The 21,017-nt window shown below is 70.6% G+C and carries 1 protein-coding gene; it reads right to left on the bottom strand.

What is annotated here, in order from left to right; translation table 11 throughout:
• Window positions 1-36 precede the first annotated feature (36 nt).
• Window positions 37-20,466, bottom strand: a complete 20,430-nt coding sequence (locus ACRAKF_RS03950) for a type I polyketide synthase (protein ID WP_447035395.1) — start codon at window positions 20,464-20,466, stop codon at window positions 37-39.
• Window positions 20,467-21,017: the final 551 nt, after the last annotated feature.

The following is a 21,017-nucleotide window of genomic DNA, read 5'->3' as shown; positions in this document are numbered from 1 at the left end:
GTCAGTGGCGGCCGGGAACGCTCCCGGCCAACTGGCTCAGAGGTCGCTTTCCGGGTCGGAACCCGGTGCCTCAAGGGCCATGTCGACAAGGCTGTCGAGATCCATGGAGTCGAGAACCCCCGCCGGGGCGTCCTCGGCCGGAGCCGGAAGGGACGCCTCCCCGCGTACGTCGGCCAGCCGCAGCAATGGCTCCAGCAGCCCGGCCGCCCGCAACTCGCCCAGCGGGATGGACGCCATGGCCGCTCGGACGTCGCTCTCGCGGCGCACGGGGAAGTCGATGGTGTCCTGTCGGTCGCTCCCGTTGCGGGCAGCGGCCGGGCAGAGGTCGGAGAAGGCGGCACTCAGCACATGGCGGGCGAGGGCGTCGGGGGCGGGGTAGTCGAAGATCAAGGTGGCCGGCAGTCGCAGGCCGGTCGCCGCTGTCAGCCGGTTCCGCAGGTCTACGGCCGTCAGGGAGTCGAAACCCGACTCCAGGAACCCCCGATCCGCCGGTACCGCCTCGGGTGTGCGATGCCCCAGGGCGGTGGCGGCCTCGCCCCGGACGAACTGCAGCACCGCGGGCTCCCGCTTGTCGGGCGGCAGCGCGCTGAGCCGCCGGCGCAACGTGTCCGACGGGTCGGTGGGCGCGGCTTCCTCGGACGCGGTGATGTGGGCACGCGCCTCGGGGAGCTCCGAGATGAGGGGATGCGGGTGGGTGGCGGTGAGGCTCGGGACGAGGTCGGCCCAGTCGATGTCGGCGATGGTGACACAGGCGCCGTGCTGGTGCGCGCGCTGAAGGGACGCGGCGGCGAGACCGGGCGGCAGCGGAACGAGGCCCTGGCGCGGCGCGGGCCGGCGGGAGCCGGTGGAAGCGGCCATGCCGGCTTCGGCCCACGGCCCCCACGCGACAGAGACCGCGGGCAGGCCCGCGGCGCGGCGGTGGTGGGCGAGGGCGTCGAGGTAGGCGTTGGCGGCCGCGTACCCCGCCTGACCGGGACTGCCCCAGGTGGCCGCGGCCGACGAGAAGAGGACGAACTGGGAGAGGGGAAGACTCCGGGTGAGGTGATGGAGGTTGTCGGCCGCTTCCTTCTTGGCCCGCAGCGTGTCCGCCACCTGTTCTGAGGTGGTGTTGGCGAGAGTGGCGTCGCTGAGGACGCCCGCGGCGTGGACGACGGTGGTCAGTGGGAGGTCGGCGGGGATCTCCGCGAGAACCTGGGTGAGGGCGTCCCGGTCCGCGGCATCGCAGGCGACGACGGTGACGCGCGCGCCCGACTCGGCCAACTCGGCGCTGAGTTCGGCCGCGCCGGGAGCGTCCGAGCCGCGGCGGCTCACCAGTACGAGGTGCGGGGCACCCTCGGCGGCGAGGCGCCGGGCGACCTGGGCCCCGAGAGCGCCGGTGCCGCCGGTGATCAGAGTGGTGCCCGCGTAGTCCCAGGCCGTCGGAGCGACCGGCGGCGGGGGAGCGGCATGCCGGAGACGCGGCGTGTGCAGGCCCTGAGGACGGACGGCCAACTGGTCCTGCCGGTCGGGGTGAGAGCCGGGAACGGTGATGTGCCGGAGCGCGGTCGCGAGCAGAGTCTCGGCACATCCGGCCGCGGCGGAGTGATCGATGAGGCCGCCCCACTGGTGGGGCTGCTCAAGGGCGGCGGTACGGCCAAGCCCCCACACGAGAGCCTGCGCGGGCTGGTTGAGCGGGTCCTGGCTGCTCACGCTGACGGCGCTCTGGGTGACACACCACAGCGAAGCCGCCGACCGCGCGGCGCCGACAGCGTGGAGGAGCGCCAGGGTCGCGTGCGTACCGACCGGGAGCGCGGGGTGCGCGGGGTGGGGCTCTTCGATGAGAGCGAGGAACGACAGGATGCGGGTCGGCGCCGGTACCGAGGCGGCGAGTCGGTCGGCGAAATACTCCCGATCGGCGGTCGGGTCGACGGCGAGGACCTGGTGGGGAACGTCCTGGCGGCGGAGAGTACGGAGCCAGTCGGTGACCGGTGCGCTGTCCGCATGGCCCTCCGGCACGACCAACAGGAACTGGTGGTCGGCCGACGGGCCGCTCGAAAGCGGCGGGGACGCGGGGGCGGGCTTCCAGACGACGTCGTAGCACCAGCCGTCCATGGTGGAGCACTCGCGCTGCCTACGGTGCCACTGCGAGAGCATGGGCAGCACGGCGCCGAGACTGGAGTGCTGCTCGGTGCCCTGCGGCTGAAGGGCCTCCGCCACGGCTGCCAGATCCTGCTGCTCGATCGCCTCCCAGAACGGGGCCTCTCCCGCGCCCCGAGCCACAACCGAGCCCGCACCGGGGAGCACGGGGGGAGCCTCCAGCCAGTAGCGCTGGCGTTGGAAGGCGTAGGTGGGCAGTTCTACCCGGCGGGCGCCGGTGTCGGCCAGGGTCTTGTCCCAGGCGACCGGCATGCCGCGTACGTGGGCGTGGGCCAGGGCGTTCAGGAGCGTGGCCGCCTCGGGGCGGTCGCGGCGCAGGAGGGGGGCGATGACTGGGGGGTGGGCGGTTGGGGTGCTGATGGTTGTGTTGGTGGTGGTGTGGGTGAGGGGGGTGAGGGTGGCGTCGGGGCCGAGTTCGAGGTAGGTGGTGGTGTGGTGCTGGGTGAGCCAGTGGAGGGCGTCGTGGAAGCGGACGGTGGTGCGTGCCTGGTGGGTCCAGTAGCGGGGGGAGCGGGCCTGTTCGGTGGTCAGGGGCTGTCCGGTGAGGTTGGACAGGACGGGCAGGGTGGGGGTGTGGCGGGTGGTGTGTTCGATGATGGTGTGGAAGTCCTCCAGCATGGGGTCGATGTGGTGGGAGTGGAAGGCGTGGCTGACGCGCAGGGGTGTGGTGCGGTAGCCGGCGTCCTGCCATTGCCGGCGCAGGGTGGTGAGGGTGTCGCTGTCGCCGGAGACGACCATGGCGTGTGCGGTGTTGACCGCTGCCAGGGACACCTGTCCGTGGTAGGGGGTGAGGGCGTGGGTGACGGTGGCTTCGTCGGCTTCCACGGCCAGCATGGCCCCGCCCGCGGGCAGGGCCTGCATGAGGCGGCCGCGGGCGGCCACCACGGTGCAGGCGTCCGCCAGTGACCACACGCCGGCCACGTGGGCCGCGGCCAGTTCACCCACCGAGTGGCCCAGGAGGTAGTCGGGGCGCACCCCCCAGTGTTCCAGCAGCCGGAAGAGCGCCACCTCCACGGCGAACAGGCCGGTCTGGGTGTACAGGGTGTGGTCCAGGAGTGCGGCCTGGGGGGTGCCGGGCTCGGCCCACACCACCTCCCGCAGCCGGTACTCCCCCACTCCCTCCAGCTCACCCTCCAGGTGCTCACACACCTCGTCCCACACACGGGCGAAGACGGGGAAGGCCTCGGCCAGCCCGCGCCCCATCCCCAGCCGCTGCGCACCCTGCCCGGTGAACAACAACGCAACCCGACCCCGGCCGCCCCGGCCCTGCCCCCTCCCGGCACCGCCGGCGGCGGTAGTGCCGGTGGTGCCGGTGGTGCTGGTGGTGGTGCCGGTGATCACGTGTGTGCCGTCCGCATCTCCGGCGGCGAGTTGTTGGAGTGCGTGCAGCAGTTCGTCCGCGTCGTGGCCCAGGATGACTGCACGGTCTTCGAAGCATGCCCGGCCGCCGGCCAGGGACCAGCCCACGTCCACCGGCTGCCAGTCCGGCCGGTCGCGCAGGTGCGCCCGCAGCCGGGCTGCCTGTTCCCGGACCGCCTGCTCACCACGCCCGGAGATCACCCACGGCACCACCGGCAGGCAGGCGAGAGCGGGCATGAGGGCGGGTGACTGAGCAGGGTCGGGCGTGGGTGCGGGGTCGGTCGGTTTGTCGGTGGTGGGGGCGTCTTCGAGGATGAGGTGGGCGTTGGTGCCGCTGACGCCGAAGGAGGAGATGGCTGCGCGGCGGGGGTGGTCGGTGCGCGGCCAGGGCCGGGGTTCGGTCAGCAGGGACACTGCCCCGCTGGTCCAGTCGACGTGTGGGGTGGGTGCGTCCACGTGCAGGGTCTTGGGCAGCAGTCCGTGCCGCAGGGCCATCACCATCTTGATGACACCGGCCACGCCTGCCGCGGCCTGGGTATGGCCGATGTTGGACTTCAGCGACCCGAGCCACAGGGGGTTGTCCGTGGTGCGGTTCTGGCCGTAGGTGGCCAGGAGTGCCTGGGCTTCGATGGGGTCGCCGAGCTTGGTGCCGGTGCCGTGGGCCTCGACGGCGTCGATGTCGGTCGCCGTCACACCGGCGCTGTCCAGGGCCTGCCGGATCACCCGTTCTTGTGCGGGACCGTTCGGAGCGGTCAGTCCGTTGCTCGCCCCGTCCTGGTTGACCGCGCTCCCTCGTACCACTGCCAGCACAGGATGCCCGTTGCGCCGTGCCAACGACAACGGCTCCAACAGCAACATCCCCGCACCCTCAGCCATGCCCGTGCCGTCCCCACTGGCGGCGAACGCCTTGCACCGCCCGTCCGGGGCCAGCCCGCGCTGCCGGCTGAAACCGATGAACACGCCCGGCGACGAGATCACCGTCACCCCGCCGGCCAGGGCGAGGGAGCATTCGCCGTTGCGCAGCGACTGACACGCCAGGTGCAGCGCCACCAGCGACGACGAACACGCGGTGTCCACGGTGACCGCCGGACCCTCCAACCCCAACGTGTAGGACACCCGGCCCGACACCACGCTGGCCAAGTTGCCGGTCATGAGGTGGCCCTCGGAGACCTCGGGGGTCTGCGGCCAGCCCGCCGCGTAGTCGTTGCCCGTCGAGCCCGTAAACACACCGGTCTGGCTGCCTTTGAGGGTGGTGGGGTTGATGCCGGCGTGTTCGAGTGCTTCCCAGGCGGTTTCCAGGAGGAGTCGTTGTTGGGGGTCGGTGGCCAGTGCTTCGCGGGGGGAGATGCCGAAGAAGGCGGGGTCGAAGTGGGCTACGTCGTAGAGGAAGCCGCCTTCGCGGGCGTAGGAGGTGCCTGGTTGTTCGGGGTCGGGGTCGTACAGCGCGTCGAGGTCCCAGCCGCGGTCGGTGGGGAATCCGGCGATGGCGTCGTGGTTGGTGGCGAGCAGGTTCCACAGGGCTTCGGGGGAGGAGGCTCCGCCGGGGTACCGGCAGGCCATGCCCACCACCGCGATCGGCTCCGTCGACGCGGCGGAGTGAGCGGCGGCCGAGGGAGCGGCGGTTGTCGGTGCCGACAGCGCCCGGCTCCGCGTACCGCCGATCGCCTCGGAAAGCCGCGCCACCAGGTGTTCGGCGAGAGCCGTGGGGCTGGGGTGGTCGAAGACGAGCGTGGCGGACAGCCGCAGCCCGGTGGCCGTGCCCAGGCGGTTGCGCAGCTCCACGGCGGTGAGCGAATCGAAGCCCGACTCCGTGAAAGCGCGGTCCGCGTCGACCGCGTCGGGCGTCGGATGCCCGAGGACGGCTGCCGCCTGCGCGCGTACGACGTCCAGGACAGCCTCCGCGCGCTCCGGACCCGCGAGCCCTGACAGGCGTTGGCGCAGCCCCGCGCTCGCGCCCTCGGTACGCGTCCCGGAAGCCCGGCGCGTGGCGCTCGTCAGCTTGCGCAGCAGCGGCGCGTCCTGCGTCCGCAGTGCCGCCATGTCGAGGCGCATCGGCAGCAGCAGTGCCTCGTCCCTGCCGACAGCCGCGTCGAACAGCGCCAGACTCTGGTCGACGGGGATGGGCGTGATGCCCGCCCGTCCCGTCCTGGCCAGGTCGGCGCCGGCCAACCGGGCCGCCATCCCCTCCGGCTGCTCCCACACGCCCCAGGCCAGGGAGATGGCCGGCAGGCCGTCGGCTTGCCGGTGCTGCGCCAGAGCGTCCAGGAAGACGTTGGCCGTCGCGTAGTTGCCGATGCCCGGCCCGCCGAAGACGCCGGACGCCGAGGAGAAGAGAGCGAAGTGCGCGAGGTCGATGTCACGGGTGAGGTGGTGCAGGTTCAGGGCGGCGTCGACCTTGGTACGGAGGACGGTGTCGAAACGGGCGGGCGTGAGGCTGGTGAGGATGCCGTCGTCAAGAGTGCCCGCGGCGTGGACGACGGCGGTCAGCGGATGCTCGGTGGAGATGGCCGCGAGCACGTCGGCGAGGGCGGCCGGGTCGGCGGCGTCACAGGCGGTGAGGGTGACGTGGGCACCGCACTCGGTGAGTCGGGCGCGGAGTTCGGCCGCGCCCGGAGCCTCCGGGCCCCGACGGCTGAGCAGGAGGAGATGCCGCGCACCGTGCTGGGTGACCAGATGCTGGGCGAGAAGGCTGCCGAGGGCGCCGGTGCCACCGGTGATCAGCACCGTTCCGTCCGGGTCGGCCGACCATCCCGTACGCGCGGTGCTCGCCGACCCCGCACGCGTGGCGCGTACGAGGCGGGGGGCGTGGGCGGTCCCGCGCCGGAGGGCCATCTGGGGTTCGCCGCTGGTGGCGACGGTCGGCAGTTGGGAGGCGCTGTCGGTAGCGGTAGCGGTGCCGAGGTCGAGGTCGGTGCCGAGGTCGAGGTCGAGGTCGAGATTGGGGTTGGGGTCGAGTTCGAGGTCGACGAGTTGGAACCGGTCGGGGTGTTCGGCCTGGGCGGAACGGACCAGGCCCCAGACCGGAGCCAGCGCCATGTCGGGCACGGGATCGCCGGAACCGGTGGCCACCGCGCCGCGGGTGACGATGACCAGCCGCGTGCCGGCGAGGCGGGGCTCGGCCAGCCAGGCTTGGAGCCGGTCGAGCAGCTGGTACGCCACGGCTCGAACCCGTGCCGCCGTCTCCCGCGCGGCCGGAAGGAGGCCCGCACCGTCGCGGCTGCCGCCGTCGTCCTGCGGCGCGCCTTCGATGGTCCGCTGCCCGTGGACGCCGTGGACGCCGTGGACGCCGTGGACGCCGTGGACGCCGAGGACGGCGGTGCGTGGCGGTGGCGCGCCGGCTTCGACCGCGCGTACGAGCGCGGCGATGTCGTCATGGGTCTCGACGAGGGTGCCTGCGGCGTGCAGGGCGTCGGCCAGGCCCAGCGGGTCACCGTCGAGCACGGCCCAGCGGTCCTCGCCGACGGGGTCGGCAGCCGGGTCGGCGGGCACCGGGACCCAGTCGAGTCGGTACAGGTCGTCGTGCGGGGTGACCGGGCGAGCGGCGCTGAGCTGTTCCGGGGTGATCGGGCGGCTGATCAGCCCCTCGACGGCGGCGACCGGAGCGCCGGACGCGTCGGAGACTGAGATCGCCATCTCGTCCGGGCCGAGGGGGCGCAGTCGAACGCGCCAGACGTCCGTTCCGGAGGCCCGCGACCACACCCGGCGCCACAGGAAGGGCATGCGCGCGGACTCCGCCGAGTGGGCATCGGCGACGCTGGGAAGAAGCGTGGCCTGGAGGGCGGCGTCGAGCAGAACCGGATGCAGCTGGTACGCGCGCTTGTCCGCGTGCTCCTCGGGAAGGGCGACCTCGGCGTAGACGTCCGCGCCGTGCCGCCAGGCGGCCCGCAGACCCTGGAAGGCCGGGCCATAGGCGAAGCCGCGATGGGCGAGGACCTGGTAGAGGTCGTCTGTCGAAACGGGCTCGGCGTGGGCGGGAGGCCAGGTTTCGCTCAGCGGGGAGTGGCTCAGGTCGTCCTCGGCATCGGCACCGGCGGGAGCGAGGGTGCCCGCCGCGTGCAGGCGCCAGATGTTCTCCTCGACGGGGTGGCCGGGATCGTACGCGCGCGAGTGGATGCTCAGGGAGCGGCATCCGTCATCGTCGGGTGGGTCGAGGGTGAGCTGGAGTTGGGTGCCGGTGTGCTCGGCGAGGACGAGCGGAGCGTGGAGGGTGAGCTCTTCCAGCTCCTGGCAGTCGACCTGGGCACCGGCGTGGAGCGCGAGTTCCACGAAGGCGGCGCCGGGGAGGAGGGTGGCGTCCATGATGCTGTGGTCGGCCAGCCAGGGGTGGGTGGCCAGGGAGAGACGCCCGGTGAACACCCGCCCGTCGTCCGGGAGATGGACGACCGCACTCAGCAGCGGATGCTCGGTGGACTCCAGGCCCGCCGCGCCGACGTCGCCCACAGCGGCAGCGCTCGTGAGCCAGAAGTGCTCATGCTGGAAGGGATACGTCGGCAGGTCCACACGGCGCGGATCGGTTCCGGCGAAGAGCTTCTCCCATGTGACGGGCAGGCCGTGGGTGTGGGCCTCGGCGAGGGAGGCCAGGAACCGGCGGGGGCCGTCCTCGTCCCGGCGCAGGGTGCCCATCACGACGGGCTGAGTGGCCCTCCCACCCCCGTTCGCACCGGCTGGTTCGGCCCCGTGGGCCGTCGAGTCGGCTGTGTCCTCGGCGGTGTCGTGGGTGTCGTGGATGGTGTGGGTGAGGACGGGGTGGGGGCTGGTTTCGATGTAGGTGTGGTGGCCTTGGGTGGTGAGGGTGTTCAGGGCTTGGTGGAAGTGGACGGGTTGGCGGAGGTTGTCGTACCAGTATCCGGCGTCCATGACGGGCTCGGTGATCCACTGGCCGGTCACGGTGGACAGGAGGGGGATGCTGGGTGCGGCGGGGGTGAGGTGGGCCAGGCTCTCGCGGATCTGGGTTTCGACTGCTTCGACGTGGGGGCTGTGGGAGGCGTAGTCGACGGGGATGCGGCGGGCGCGGATCTTGTGTTCGGTGCAGTGGGTGAGGAGTTGGTCGATGGTGTGGGGGTCGCCGGAGACGATGACGTTGTGGGGTCCGTTGACGGCGGCGATGGACAGTTGTCCGGGCCAGGTGGTGAGGTGGTGGCGGGTCTGTTCTTCGGAGAGGGTCACCGAGCACATGGCGCCTTGGCCGGCGAGTTGGGCGAGGGCTTGGCTGCGCAGGGCGATGGTGGTGGCGGCGTCGGTGAGGGTGAGGGCTCCGGCGATGTGGGCGGCGGCGATTTCTCCCTGGCTGTGGCCGATGACGGCGTCGGGGTGGATGCCGCAGGCCTGCCACATGCGGGCGAGTGCCACCATGACGGCGAACAGCACGGGTTGTACGACGTCCACCCGCTCCAGCCCCGGGGCATCAGCGGCCTGGCGGAGTACGCCGGTCAGTGACCAGCCGACGTGGGGTGTGAGCGCTTGTTCGCAGGCGGCGATCTGCTGGGCGAAGACGGGTGAGGTGTCCAGGAGGTCGGCTGCCATGCCCGCCCATTGCGAGCCCTGGCCGGGGAAGACGAAGACGACCTTCCCCGCCGAAGCCTCCGCCTTCCCTGCGACCACCCCTCCAGTTGGCTCGCCGGCTGCCAACCGCCGCAATCCCGCGATCAGTTCGTCCCGGTTACCGCCGAGGACGACTGCGCGGTGCTCGAAGGTGGTGCGGGTGGTGGCCAGGGACCAGGCGATGTCGGCAGGTGGGAGCTCGCTGTGTTGGTGGAGGTGGGTGTGCAGGCGCTGGGCCTGGGCGCGCAGGGCTTCGTCGGTACGGGCGGAGAGCAGCCAGGGCAGTACTGGTGAGCGCAGGACGCTTTCCTGCTGGGTGTCGTCCTTCTCGCCTGGTGCGGGGTCGGCCGGTTCCTCGGTGGTGGGGGGTTGTTCGAGGATGAGGTGGGCGTTGGTGCCGCTGACGCCGAAGGAGGAGACGGCCGCGCGGCGGGGGCGGTCGGTGCGCGGCCAGGGTTGGGGCTGAGTGAGAAGCGACACGGCTCCGCTCGACCAGTCCACGTGGGGCGACGGCGCGTCGATGTGCAGGGATTCGGGCAGCGATTCGTGCCGCAGCGCCATGACCATCTTGATCACACCCGCCACACCGGCCGCGGTCCCCGTATGACCGATGTTCGACTTCACCGATCCGAGCCATAGGGGGTTGTCTGTGGTGCGGTGTTGGCCGTAGGTGGCGAGGAGTGCTTGGGCTTCGATGGGGTCGCCGAGGGTGGTGCCGGTGCCGTGGGCTTCGACGGCGTCGATGTCGGTGGGGGTGAGGTGGGCGTTGGTGAGGGCTTGGTGGATGACGCGTTGTTGGGCGGGGCCGTTGGGTGCGGTGAGTCCGTTGCTGGCGCCGTCTTGGTTGATGGCGCTGCCGCGTACCAGGGCGAGGACGGGGTGGCCGTTGCGCTGGGCTTGTGACAGTGGTTCGAGGAGGAGCATGCCGGCACCCTCGGCCCACCCCGTGCCGTCGGCGTGGGCGGCGAAGGGTTTGCAGCGGCCGTCGGGGGCCAGACCACGCTGGCGGCTGAACTCCACGAACACACTTGGTGTGGCGATCACTGTGACGCCGCCGGCCAGGGCCATGGAGCACTCTCCGGCCCGCAATGCCTGGCAGGCCAGGTGCAGCGCGACGAGCGACGACGAACACGCGGTCTCCACCGTGACCGCCGGGCCTTCCACGCCCAAGGTGTAGGCCACCCGGCCGGAGGCGACGCTTGTCATGTTGCCGGTCAGCAGGTAGCCCTCGACGCCGTTCGGGGCGGCATCGAGGCGCGGTACGTACTCCTGTGCCGCGATGCCCGCGAAAACGCCGGCCTGGCTTCCCTTCAACGAGGTCGGGTCGATGCCTGCCCGTTCCACGGCCTCCCAGGCGGTCTCCAGGAGCAGACGCTGCTGGGGGTCCATCGACAGGGCTTCCCGGGGTGAGATGCCGAAGAAGGCCGGGTCGAAGTACCCCGCCTCACGCAGGAAACCGCCCTCCCGGACGTAGGTCTTGCCCGGCTGGTCCGGGTCGGGGTCGTACAAGCCGTCCAGGTCCCAGCCCCGGTCGGTGGGGAAGTCCGATACCGCGTCGGTGCCTGATGCCACCAGATCCCACAACGCTTCCGGAGACGACGCGCCCCCCGGGAAACGGCAGGCCATGCTGACGATCGCGATCGGTTCCTCCGCCGTCGCACCGACCGCGGTCGGTGCGGGTCGCGCCGCGACGTCGTGCGTGCCCAGCAATCGCGTACGGAGGAACTGCGCGAGAGCGACGGGGGTGGGGTAGTCGAAGACCAGGGTCGAGGGCAGCGCTAGCGCTGTCGCCGCGCGCAGCCGGTTGCGGAGATCGACAGCGGCGACGGAATCGAAACCCGCCTCCTTGAAAGCGCGGTCGCCCCGTACCGCCTCCGCGGAACTGTGCCCGAGTGTCGCCGCAGCGTGCAGGCAGACCAGATCGGTCAGCGTCTGTGTCTGCTCGGCCTGGGTCCGACCGGTGAGCTTGCGTTGCCACTCCAGCGAGGCGAGCGAGGCGTCGGAGCTGACGCTGTGCTGCTCCGCGGACCGCAGGGCTTCTTGCGCCTCGGGTACGTCGCTGATCAACGGGCTCGGACGTACGGACGCGACGCGCGGCGCGAAGCGCTGCCAGTCCAGTTCGGCGATGATGACCGCCGTGTCGCCCTGGTCCAGCGACTGGCGCAACGCGCCGAACGCGAACTCCGGGTCCAGACGCGGCATTCCCGTGTGGCGATGTTTCCTGTCGGGATCCGCGTGTGCGGTACCGCTGCCGCTCTCCGGACTGCTGACTGATGTGTCCCATTCGCCCCAAGCGATCGAGACGGCGGGCAGATCGGCCGCCCGCCGATGGTGGGCCAAGGCGTCCATCTGAGCACTGACGGCTGCGGAGCACGCATGATCCGTACCCCCGAAGGTGCCGACGGACGAGGAGAAGAGCACAAAGGCGGACAGGGGAATGGCGCGTGTGAGCTCGTGCAGGTGCCAGGCGGTCTGGACTTTGGCGTGCGTCGCCGAGGCGAGTTGGTCGGGGGCGAGGGTGCTGATGGGTCCGTGGTGCCCCGTCCCTGCCGCGTGGATGACGGTGGTGAGGGGGCGTTCGGCGGGAACGGCGGCAAGGACGTCGGCCAGGGCCTGGCGGCTGGTGGTGTCGCAGGCGGTGATGGTCACTTCCGCACCGAGCGCGGTGAGCTCCGCGTGCAGCTCGGCCGCGCCGGGAGCATCGGGGCCTCGACGGCTGAGGAGAAGGAGATGGGGAGTGGTGCGGGTGGTGTTGTGGGTGGCGCTTGGGGTGGTGTTTGGGTGGTTGTGGTGGGTGGTGGCGATGTGGCGTGCGATGTGGGTGCCGAGGGCGCCGGTGCCACCGGTGATCAGGATGGTGCCGTCGGGCTGCCAGGGCTGTGGGGTGGTGTGTCCGGCGGGGGGTCCGGTTGTGGTGGTGGGTGGGGTGTGGGTGAGGCGGGCGGTGGTGATGCCGTGGGCGCGTACGGCGAGCTGGTCTTCGCGTGGTTGGTGGGGTGCGGTGGGGGTGGGGGTGAGGGTGTGGTGGAGGGTGGTGGTGAGGTGGGTTTGGGTGGTGGGGGTGAGGGTGGTGGGGAGGTCGATGAGGCCGCCCCAGTGGTGGGGGTGTTCCAGGGCGGCGACGCGGCCCAGGCCCCAGATCATGGCCTGGTCGGGGTGGGTGAGGGGGTCGGTGGCGGGGTGGGTGGTGACAGCGCTGGTGGTGACGCACCACAGGCGTGCGGGCAGGCCGGCGTCGTGCACGGCTTGCAGGAGGTGGAGCGTCGCGCACAGCCCCGCGGGCACAGTGGGCGCATCGGTGTGGACGCCGGTGGCCAGGGCCAGCAGGGACAGGACCCCCACCGGCGGAACACCACCCGCCCCAGCGCCGGGGCTGGCCCCGGTGCCGGTGTCGGTGGCTGGGGTGAGGTGGGTGGTGAGGTGGGTGGTGAGGTCTTCGCGGTGGGTGGTGGTGGCGTCGACTTCCAGGATGTGGGTGGTCTGCTGCAGGTCGTGGAGTGCTTGCAGGCATGCGGTGACGGCCGGGTCGGTGTCCGTGCCCGCGGGAATGACGACCAGCCACGTCCCCCGCGCCGCGGCGGTATCGGGCCCGGCGGAATCGGGCCGGGTGGGGGTGGGGAGGGGTTTCCAGGTGAGGTGGTAGCGCCAGGTGTCCAGGGTGGCGCGTTGGCGCTGGTGCCGGCGCCAGGTGGCCAGGGCGGGCAGGAGGGTGTCCAGGCCGGTGCGGTGTTCCTCGCCGGGGGGCAGGGCCAGGGTCTGGCTGAGTGCGGCCAGGTCGCCCCGCTCCACCGTCTCCCAGAACCCGGCCTCCGCCATCTCTTCCGCGCCCGGCCCTGCCCGGCCGTCCGCGGGATGGGGGGCTGGGGCATCGAGCCAGTACCGCCGGCGCTGGAAGGGGTAGGTCGGCAGCTCGACCCGGCGGGAGGCGGCGTCGGCGAGTACGGCCTGCCAGGTGACGGGCAGGCCGTGGGTGTGGGCCTCGGCGAGGGAGGCCAGGAACCGGCGGGGACCTTCCTCATCCCGGCGCAGCGTGCCGATGGTGAGGGGTTCGATGGTTGGTTCGGCCCCGTGGGCCGTCGAGTCGGCTGTGTCCTCGGCGGTGTCGTGGGTGTCGTGGATGGTGTGGCTGAGGACGGGGTGGGGGCTGGTTTCGATGTAGGTGTGGTGGCCTTCGGCGGTGAGAGTGCGCAGGGCCTGGTGGAAGTGGACGGGCTGGCGGAGGTTGTCGTACCAGTACCCGGCGTCCATGACGGGCCCGGTGATCCACTGGCCGGTCACGGTGGACAGGAGAGGAATACGGGGTGCGGCCGGAGTGAGGTGGGCCAGGCTCTCACGGATCTCGCCTTCGACTGCTTCGACATGGGCGCTGTGGGAGGCGTAGTCGACGGGGATGCGGCGGGCGCGGATCTTCTGCTCGGTGCAGTGGGTGAGGAGCTGGTCGATGGTGTGGGGGTCGCCGGAGACGATGACGTTGTGGGGTCCGTTGACGGCCGCGATGGACAGCTGTCCGGGCCAGGTGGTGAGGTGGTGGCGGGTTTGTTCTTCGGAGAGGGTCACCGAGGCCATGGTGCCTTGGCCGGCGAGTTGGGCGAGGGCTTGGCTGCGCAGGGCGATGGTGGTGGCGGCGTCGGTGAGGGTGAGGGCTCCGGCGATGTGGGCGGCGGCGATTTCTCCCTGGCTGTGGCCGATGACGGCGTCGGGGTGGATGCCGCAGGCCTGCCACATGCGGGCCAGTGCCACCATGACGGCGAACAGCACGGGTTGTACGACATCCACCCGCTCCAGCCCCGGAGCATCAGCAGCCTGGCGGAGCACGCCGGTCAGGGACCAGTCCACATGCGGGGCCAACGCCTCCTCACAAGCGGCGATCTGCCCGGCGAACACCGGCGAGGCATCCAGCAGGTCGGCCGCCATACCCGCCCACTGCGAGCCCTGGCCGGGGAAGACGAAGACGGTTTTGCCGGTGTCGTGGACGATACCGGTGATCGCTTGTCCGGCCGGTTCCGCTGTCGCCAGGTGTTGCAGTCCTTCGGTCATGTCACTCCGGTCGCGGCCGAGGACGACTGCGCGGTGCTCGAAGGTGGTGCGGGTGGTGGCGAGAGAGCGGCCGACGTCGAGCGGTTCCAGTTCGGTACGGTCGCGCAAGTGCGCCTGGAGGCGGGTCGCCTGCTCGCGCAGCGCGTTCTCGTCCCGCCCGGAGAGCAGCCAGGGCACCACCACAGGCCTCAGCACCACGGGCTCCGAATCCCGGTCGTTGGCCGCGTCGGGCTCTTCGGTCTCCGGCTCGGTGCCTGGCTCGGCGGGCGCCTCGGTGCTGGGCTGAGGTGCTGCGGGAGGTTCTTCGAGTACGAGGTGGGCGTTGGTGCCGCTGACGCCGAAGGAGGAGACGGCCGCGCGGCGGGGGTGGTCGGTGCGGGGCCAGGGTTGGGGTTCGGTCAGCAGGGACACTGCCCCGCTGGTCCAGTCGACGTGTGGGGTGGGTTCGTCGATGTGCAGGGTCTGGGGCAGGGTTTCGTGCCGCAGTGCCATGATCATTTTGATGACGCCGGCTACGCCTGCTGCGGCTTGGGTGTGGCCGATGTTGGACTTGAGTGATCCGAGCCATAGGGGGTTGTCTGTGGTGCGGTTTTGGCCGTAGGTGGCGAGGAGTGCTTGGGCTTCGATGGGGTCGCCGAGGGTGGTGCCGGTGCCGTGGGCTTCGACGGCGTCGATGTCGGTGGGGGTGAGGTGGGCGTTGGTGAGGGCTTGGTGGATGACGCGTTGTTGGGCGGGGCCGTTGGGTGCGGTGAGTCCGTTGCTGGCGCCGTCTTGGTTGATGGCGCTGCCGCGTACGAGGGCGAGGATGGGGTGGCCGTTGCGCTGGGCTTGTGACAGTGGTTCGAGGAGGAGCATGCCGGCGCCTTCGGCCCAGGCTGTGCCGTCGGCGTGGGCGGCGAAGGGTTTGCAGCGGCCGTCGGGGGCCAGACCACGCTGGCGGCTGAACTCGACGAAGCCGGTGGGGGTGGACATCACGGTCACGCCGCCGGCCAGGGCCATGGAGCACTCTCCGGACCGCAATGCCTGGCAGGCCAGATGCATGGCCACCAAGGACGACGAACACGCGGTATCGACCGTGACCGCCGGACCCTCCAAACCGAAGGTGTACGACAGCCGGCCTGACATGACACTGGTCGCGTTCCCGGTCACCAGGTAACCCTCGACGCCATCCGGAGTCTCAGGGAAGCGGGGCGCGTACTCCTGTGCTGCGGCACCTACGAAAACACCGACTTGACTTCCGGAGAGTGAGGCCGGGTCGACGCTCGCTTGTTCGATGGCTTCCCAGGCGGTCTCCAGCAGGAGTCGTTGTTGGGGGTCCATGGCCTGTGCCTCGCGGGGGGAGATCCCGAAGAAGGCCGGGTCGAAGTCGGCGGCGTCGTGGAGGAATCCGCCCTCGCGGACGTAGGACGTGCCCGGCTGGTCCGGGTCGGGGTCGTAGAGGCCGTCGAGGTCCCAGCCGCGGTCAGTCGGGAAGGGAGAGACGGCGTCGGTGGCCGTGGCGACCAGATCCCACAGGGCCTCGGGCGAAGACACCCCTCCCGGATAACGGCACGCCATCCCCACCACCGCAATCGGCTCATCGGGCATGGGTGTAGGAACGGTCAGGGGGGAAGCCGGATTGCCCGGGACACGAAGAAGCTCAGCAGCGAGAAAAGTGGCCAGTGCGGCGGGGGTTGGATAGTCAAAGGCCAAGGATGCGGGCAGTTGCAGCCCGGTCGTTGCGATGAGTCGGTTGCGCAGTTCGATGGCGGTGAGGGAGTTGAAGCCGAGGTCGGTGAAGGCGTGGTCGGTGTGGATGGTGTGGGGTGTGGTGTGGCCGAGGCTGGTGGCTGCGTGGGTGCGGATGAGGTTGAGGAGGGTTTGGTGTTGTTGGGTGGGTGTGAGGTGGGTGAGTTGGTTGCGGAGGGTGTCGGCGTTGGTGGGGGTGGATGTGGGTTGGAGGGTTGTGGGGATGAGGTGTTGGAGGAGGGGGTGGGGGGTGGTGTGTTGGGCTTGTTGGTGGAGGGTGGTGTGGTTGAGGTGGATGGGGATGAGGAGGGGGTGGGGGGTGGTGTGCGCGGTGTCGAGGAGGTGGAGTCCTTGGTCGTCGGTGAGGGGGTGGATGCCGGAGCGGTTGATGCGTTGGAGGTCGGTGGCGTTGAGTTGCGCGGTGATGGTGCTGGTGGTGGCCCAGAGCCCCCAGGCGAGGGAGTGGGCGGGTTGGTGGGTGGTGTGGCGGTGGTGGGCGAGGGTGTCGAGGAAGGTGTTGGCGGTGGCGTAGTTGGCTTGGCCGGGTGTGCCGAAGATGCCGGAGGAGGAGGAGTAGAGGGTGAAGTGGGTGAGGTCGATGTCGCGGGTGAGGTGGTGGAGGTTGAGGGCGGTGTCGACTTTGGCCCGCAGGACGGTGGTGAGGCGTTCGGGGGTGAGGCTGGTGAGGATGCCGTCGTCGAGGGTGCCGGCGGTGTGGTAGACGGCGGTGAGGGGGTGTTCGGCGGGGATGGTGTCGAGTGCGTGGGTGAGTGCGGTGGGGTCGGCGGTGTCGCAGGCGGTGATGGTGACGTGGGCGCCGTGGTGGGTGAGGTCGGTGTGGAGGTCTGTGGCGCCGGGGGCGTTGGGGCCTTGGCGGCTGAGGAGGAGGAGGTGGCGGGCACCGTGCTGGGTGACGAGGTGGCGGGCGAGGAGTGAGCCGAGGGTTCCGGTGCCGCCGGTGATGAGTACTGTGCCGTGCGGGTCGGGTGCGGGGGGTGTGGGTGGTGGTGTGGTGGTGAGGGGGGTGAGGTGGGGGGTGTGGGGGGTGCCGTGGCGGAGGGCGGTTTGGGGTTCGGTGGTGTGGAGGGTGGTGGTGAGGTGGGTGGGTGTGTGGGTGTGGGGGTGGGTGTCGAGGTCGATGAGGTGGAAGCGGTGGGGGTGTTCGGTTTGGGCGGTGCGGATCATGCCCCAGATGGGGGCGTGGGCGAGGTCGGGTGCGGGGTCGTGGGGGGCGGTGGTGAGGGCGTGTTGGGTGACGATGGTCAGGCGGGTGTCGGAGAGGCGGGGTTCGTTGAGCCAGGTGTGGAGCCAGGCGAGGAGGCGTTGGGCGACGGTGTGCACGGCGGTGGCATCGCGTCGGGCCCTGTCCTGGGGCCGGTCGCCGTCACGGCAGGCACCACCGGCATCGGAGACGGTTGAGGATGTGGGTGTGGTGGGTGGGGTGTGCCAGTCGTGGACGGTCAGGAGGGCGCGGGTGGGGGGTGGTGTGTTGTCGAGGGTGTGGATGAGGGCGTCGAGGTCGGTGTGGGTCTCGGCGGTGGGCAGAGCGGTGGCGAGGTAGAAGGGGTCCTCACCGATGACGGCCCACCGCTCCTCGGAGGATTCGATGGCGGCGAGTGCGCTGGGAGATGCGTCCGGTTGAGGGGTCCATTGGAGACGGTAGAGGTGGCTGTCGGGAGTAGCGGGCCGAGCAGCTGCGAGTTGCTCAGAGGCCAGGGGGTGGGTGGCCAGTTCTTCGGTGGTCGCGACGGAGGTGCCAATGGCGTCGGCGAGCCAGTAGCGCTGGCGTTGGAAGGCGTAGGTGGGCAGTTCTACCCGGCGGGCGCCGGTGTCGGCCAGGGTCTTGTCCCAGGCGACCGGCATGCCGCGTACGTGGGCGTGGGCCAGGGCGCTCAGGAGCGTGGACACCTCCGGGCGGTCGCGGCGCAGGAGGGGGGCGATGACTGGGGGGTGGGGAGGGGGAGTGCTGGTGCTGATGTCGGTTGTGCTGCTGCTCGTGGTTTCCGTGCTGGTGCTGGTGCTGGTGCTGGTGCTGGTGGTGGTGTGGGTGAGGGGGGTGAGGGTGGCGTCGGGGCCGAGTTCGAGGTAGGTGGTGGTGTGGTGCTGGGTGAGCCAGTGGAGGGCGTCGTGGAAGCGGACGGTGGTGCGTGCCTGGTTGGTCCAGTAGCGGGGGGAGCGGGCCTGTTCGGTGGTCAGGGGCTGGCCGGTGAGGTTGGACAGGACGGGCAGGGTGGGGGTGTTTCGGGTGGTGTGTTCGATGATGGTGTGGAAGTCCTCCAGCATGGGGTCGATGTGGTGGGAGTGGAAGGCGTGGCTGACGCGCAGGGGTGTGGTGCGGTAGCCGGCGTCCTGCCATTGCCGGCGCAGGGTGGTGAGGGTGTCGCTGTCGCCGGAGACGACCATGGCGTGTGCGGTGTTGACCGCTGCCAGGGACACCTGTCCGTGGTAGGGGGTGAGGGCGTGGGTGATGGTGGCTTCGTCGGCTTCCACGGCCAGCATGGCCCCGCCGGGGGGCAGGGCCTGCATGAGGCGGCCGCGGGCGGCCACCACGGTGCAGGCGTCCGCCAGTGACCACACGCCGGCCACGTGGGCGGCGGCCAGTTCACCCACCGAGTGGCCCAGGAGGTAATCGGGGCGCACCCCCCAGTGTTCCAGCAGCCGGAAGAGGGCCACTTCCACGGCGAACAGGCCGGTCTGGGTGTACAGGGTGTGATCGAGGAGTGCGGCCTGGGGGGTGCCGGGCTCGGCCCACACCACCTCCCGCAGCCGGTACTCCCCCACCCCCTCCAGCTCACCCTCCAGGTGCTCACACACCTCGTCCCACACACGGGCGAAGACGGGGAAAGCCTCGGCCAGCCCACGCCCCATCCCCAGCCGCTGCGCACCCTGCCCGGTGAACAACAACGCAACCCGCCCCCGACCCCGGCCCTGCCCCCTCGCGCCGACGGCGGCGTTGCCAGTGGTGCCGGTGATCACGTGTGTGCCGTCGGGCTGTCCGGCGGCGAGTTGTTGGAGTGCGTGCAGCAGTTCGTCCGCGTCGTGGCCCAGGATGACTGCACGGTCCTCGAAGCATGCCCGCCCGTCGGCCAGGGACCAGCCCACGTCCACCGGCTGCCAGTCCGGCCGGTCGCGCAGGTGCGCCCGCAGCCGGGCCGCCTGCTCCCGGACCGCCTGCTCACCACGCCCGGAGATCACCCACGGCACCACCGGCAGGCAGGCGAGAGCGGGGGCGGATGTGGGTGCGGGCGTGGGCGCGGGGTCGGTCGGTTCGTCGGTGGTGGGGGCGTCTTCGAGGATGAGGTGGGCGTTGGTGCCGCTGACGCCGAAGGAGGAGATGGCTGCGCGGCGGGGGCGGTCGGTGCGCGGCCAGGGCCGGGGTTCGGTCAGCAGGGACACTGCCCCGCTGGTCCAGTCGACGTGTGGGGTGGGTGCGTCCACGTGCAGGGTCTTGGGCAGCAGTCCGTGCCGCAGGGCCATCACCATCTTGATGACACCGGCCACGCCTGCCGCGGCCTGGGTATGGCCGATGTTGGACTTCAACGACCCGAGCCACAGGGGCTCTTCGCCAAGGCGTTCCTGACCATAGGTGGCCAAAACTGCTTGGGCCTCGATCGGGTCCCCGAGCGTCGTCCCTGTTCCGTGCGCCTCCACGGCATCGATATCGGCCGCCGTCAGCCCCGCGTTCGCCAGGGCCTGCCGGATCACCCGCTGCTGTGAAGGACCGTTCGGAGCGGTCAGGCGGCCGCTGGCTCCGTCCTGGTTGACCGCGCTCCCTCGTACCACCGCCAGCACAGGGAGGGCTTGACGCTGCGCGTCCGAAAGTCGTGCCAGTACGACGATTCCGGAACCTTCTCCCCAACCGGCGCCGTCCGCACAGGCGGCGAACGCCTTGCACCGCCCATCGACGGCCATTCCGCGCTGTCGGCTGAACTCCACGAACACACCCGGCGTGGCCATCACCGCGACCCCGCCTGCCAGGGCGAGGGAGCATTCGCCGTTGCGCAGCGACTGACACGCCAGGTGCAGCGCCACCAGCGACGACGAACACGCGGTGTCCACGGTGACCGCCGGGCCCTCCAACCCCAACGTGTAGGACACCCGGCCCGACACCACACTGTTCGAGTTTCCGGCCAGCAGGTACCCCTCCAGCTGCTCGGGCAACTTGCTGGGGTGTGGCGCGTAACCCTGAGGGCTGGCGCCGGCGAACACGCCCGTCTGGCTGCCTTTGAGGGTGGTGGGGTTGATGCCGGCGTGTTCGAGTGCTTCCCAGGCGGTTTCCAGGAGGAGTCGTTGTTGGGGGTCGGTGGCCAGTGCTTCGCGGGGGGAGATGCCGAAGAAGGTGGGGTCGAAGTGGGCTACGTCGTAGAGGAAGCCGCCTTCGCGGGCGTAGGAGGTGCCTGGTTGTTCGGGGTCGGGGTCGTACAGTGCGTCGAGGTCCCAGCCGCGGTCGGTGGGGAATCCGGCGATGGCGTCGTGGTTGGTGGCGAGCAGGTTCCACAGGGCTTCGGGGGAGGAGGCTCCGCCGGGGTACCGGCAGGCCATGCCCACCACCGCGATCGGCTCCGTCGACGCGGCGACAAGCCGCTGGTTCTGCTGCCGAAGGCTCTCGTTCTCCTTGAGCGATGCTCGGAGTGCTTCAACGACCCTGCCATCGGGTGACGTCATCATGGTCTCCAAACCCGAAACGCAGTCGACATGGCGGTGCCACAGGCCAGACGGCGTGGACGTTTTTTGAGGTTGCTGGGAGCTGCGAGAGGCCCCGATAACACAAGGGCAGCGCGGGGTCGAATCCTGAAGGCGGCGTGATTGCGCTGTATCAGGAAACAGGAAATTGACCCTAGATGTGCGGCTGTATTCGATTGCTCGAACCTGAGGGTAGGCGGACTTGGGGAGCGGCTGATATGGAACCCCGCGTCATACCGCTCAGCCCCCCTTACTTGTGCCGCAAGTCTTACCTGTGCCGCAAGTCATGATCATGGCGCATGCCCATAGCGGAGGGCGTCTATGTCCGCCCTCCTGCCGAGGATCTCAGAATATAGATTATTCAGGTAGGGGAGACGGGGGCAACCCCTACTGGGTGATTGATGATCCCCTGCAAGGGCTCCGAAGGTGCCGGGAAGTAGGAGAAAAGATTCGGAGTTCGATGATCGACGTTGCGTTCGAGATATTCCAGAGCGAAATGGTCAGGCCCAGGATTCCTCTGAGCTGGGGAGATG

It is taken from the genome of Streptomyces sp. DSM 118878 (genome assembly GCF_052936595.1).
Note: the sequence above shows the minus strand (reverse complement) of the source record. Positions and strands in the feature narration are given on the sequence as shown.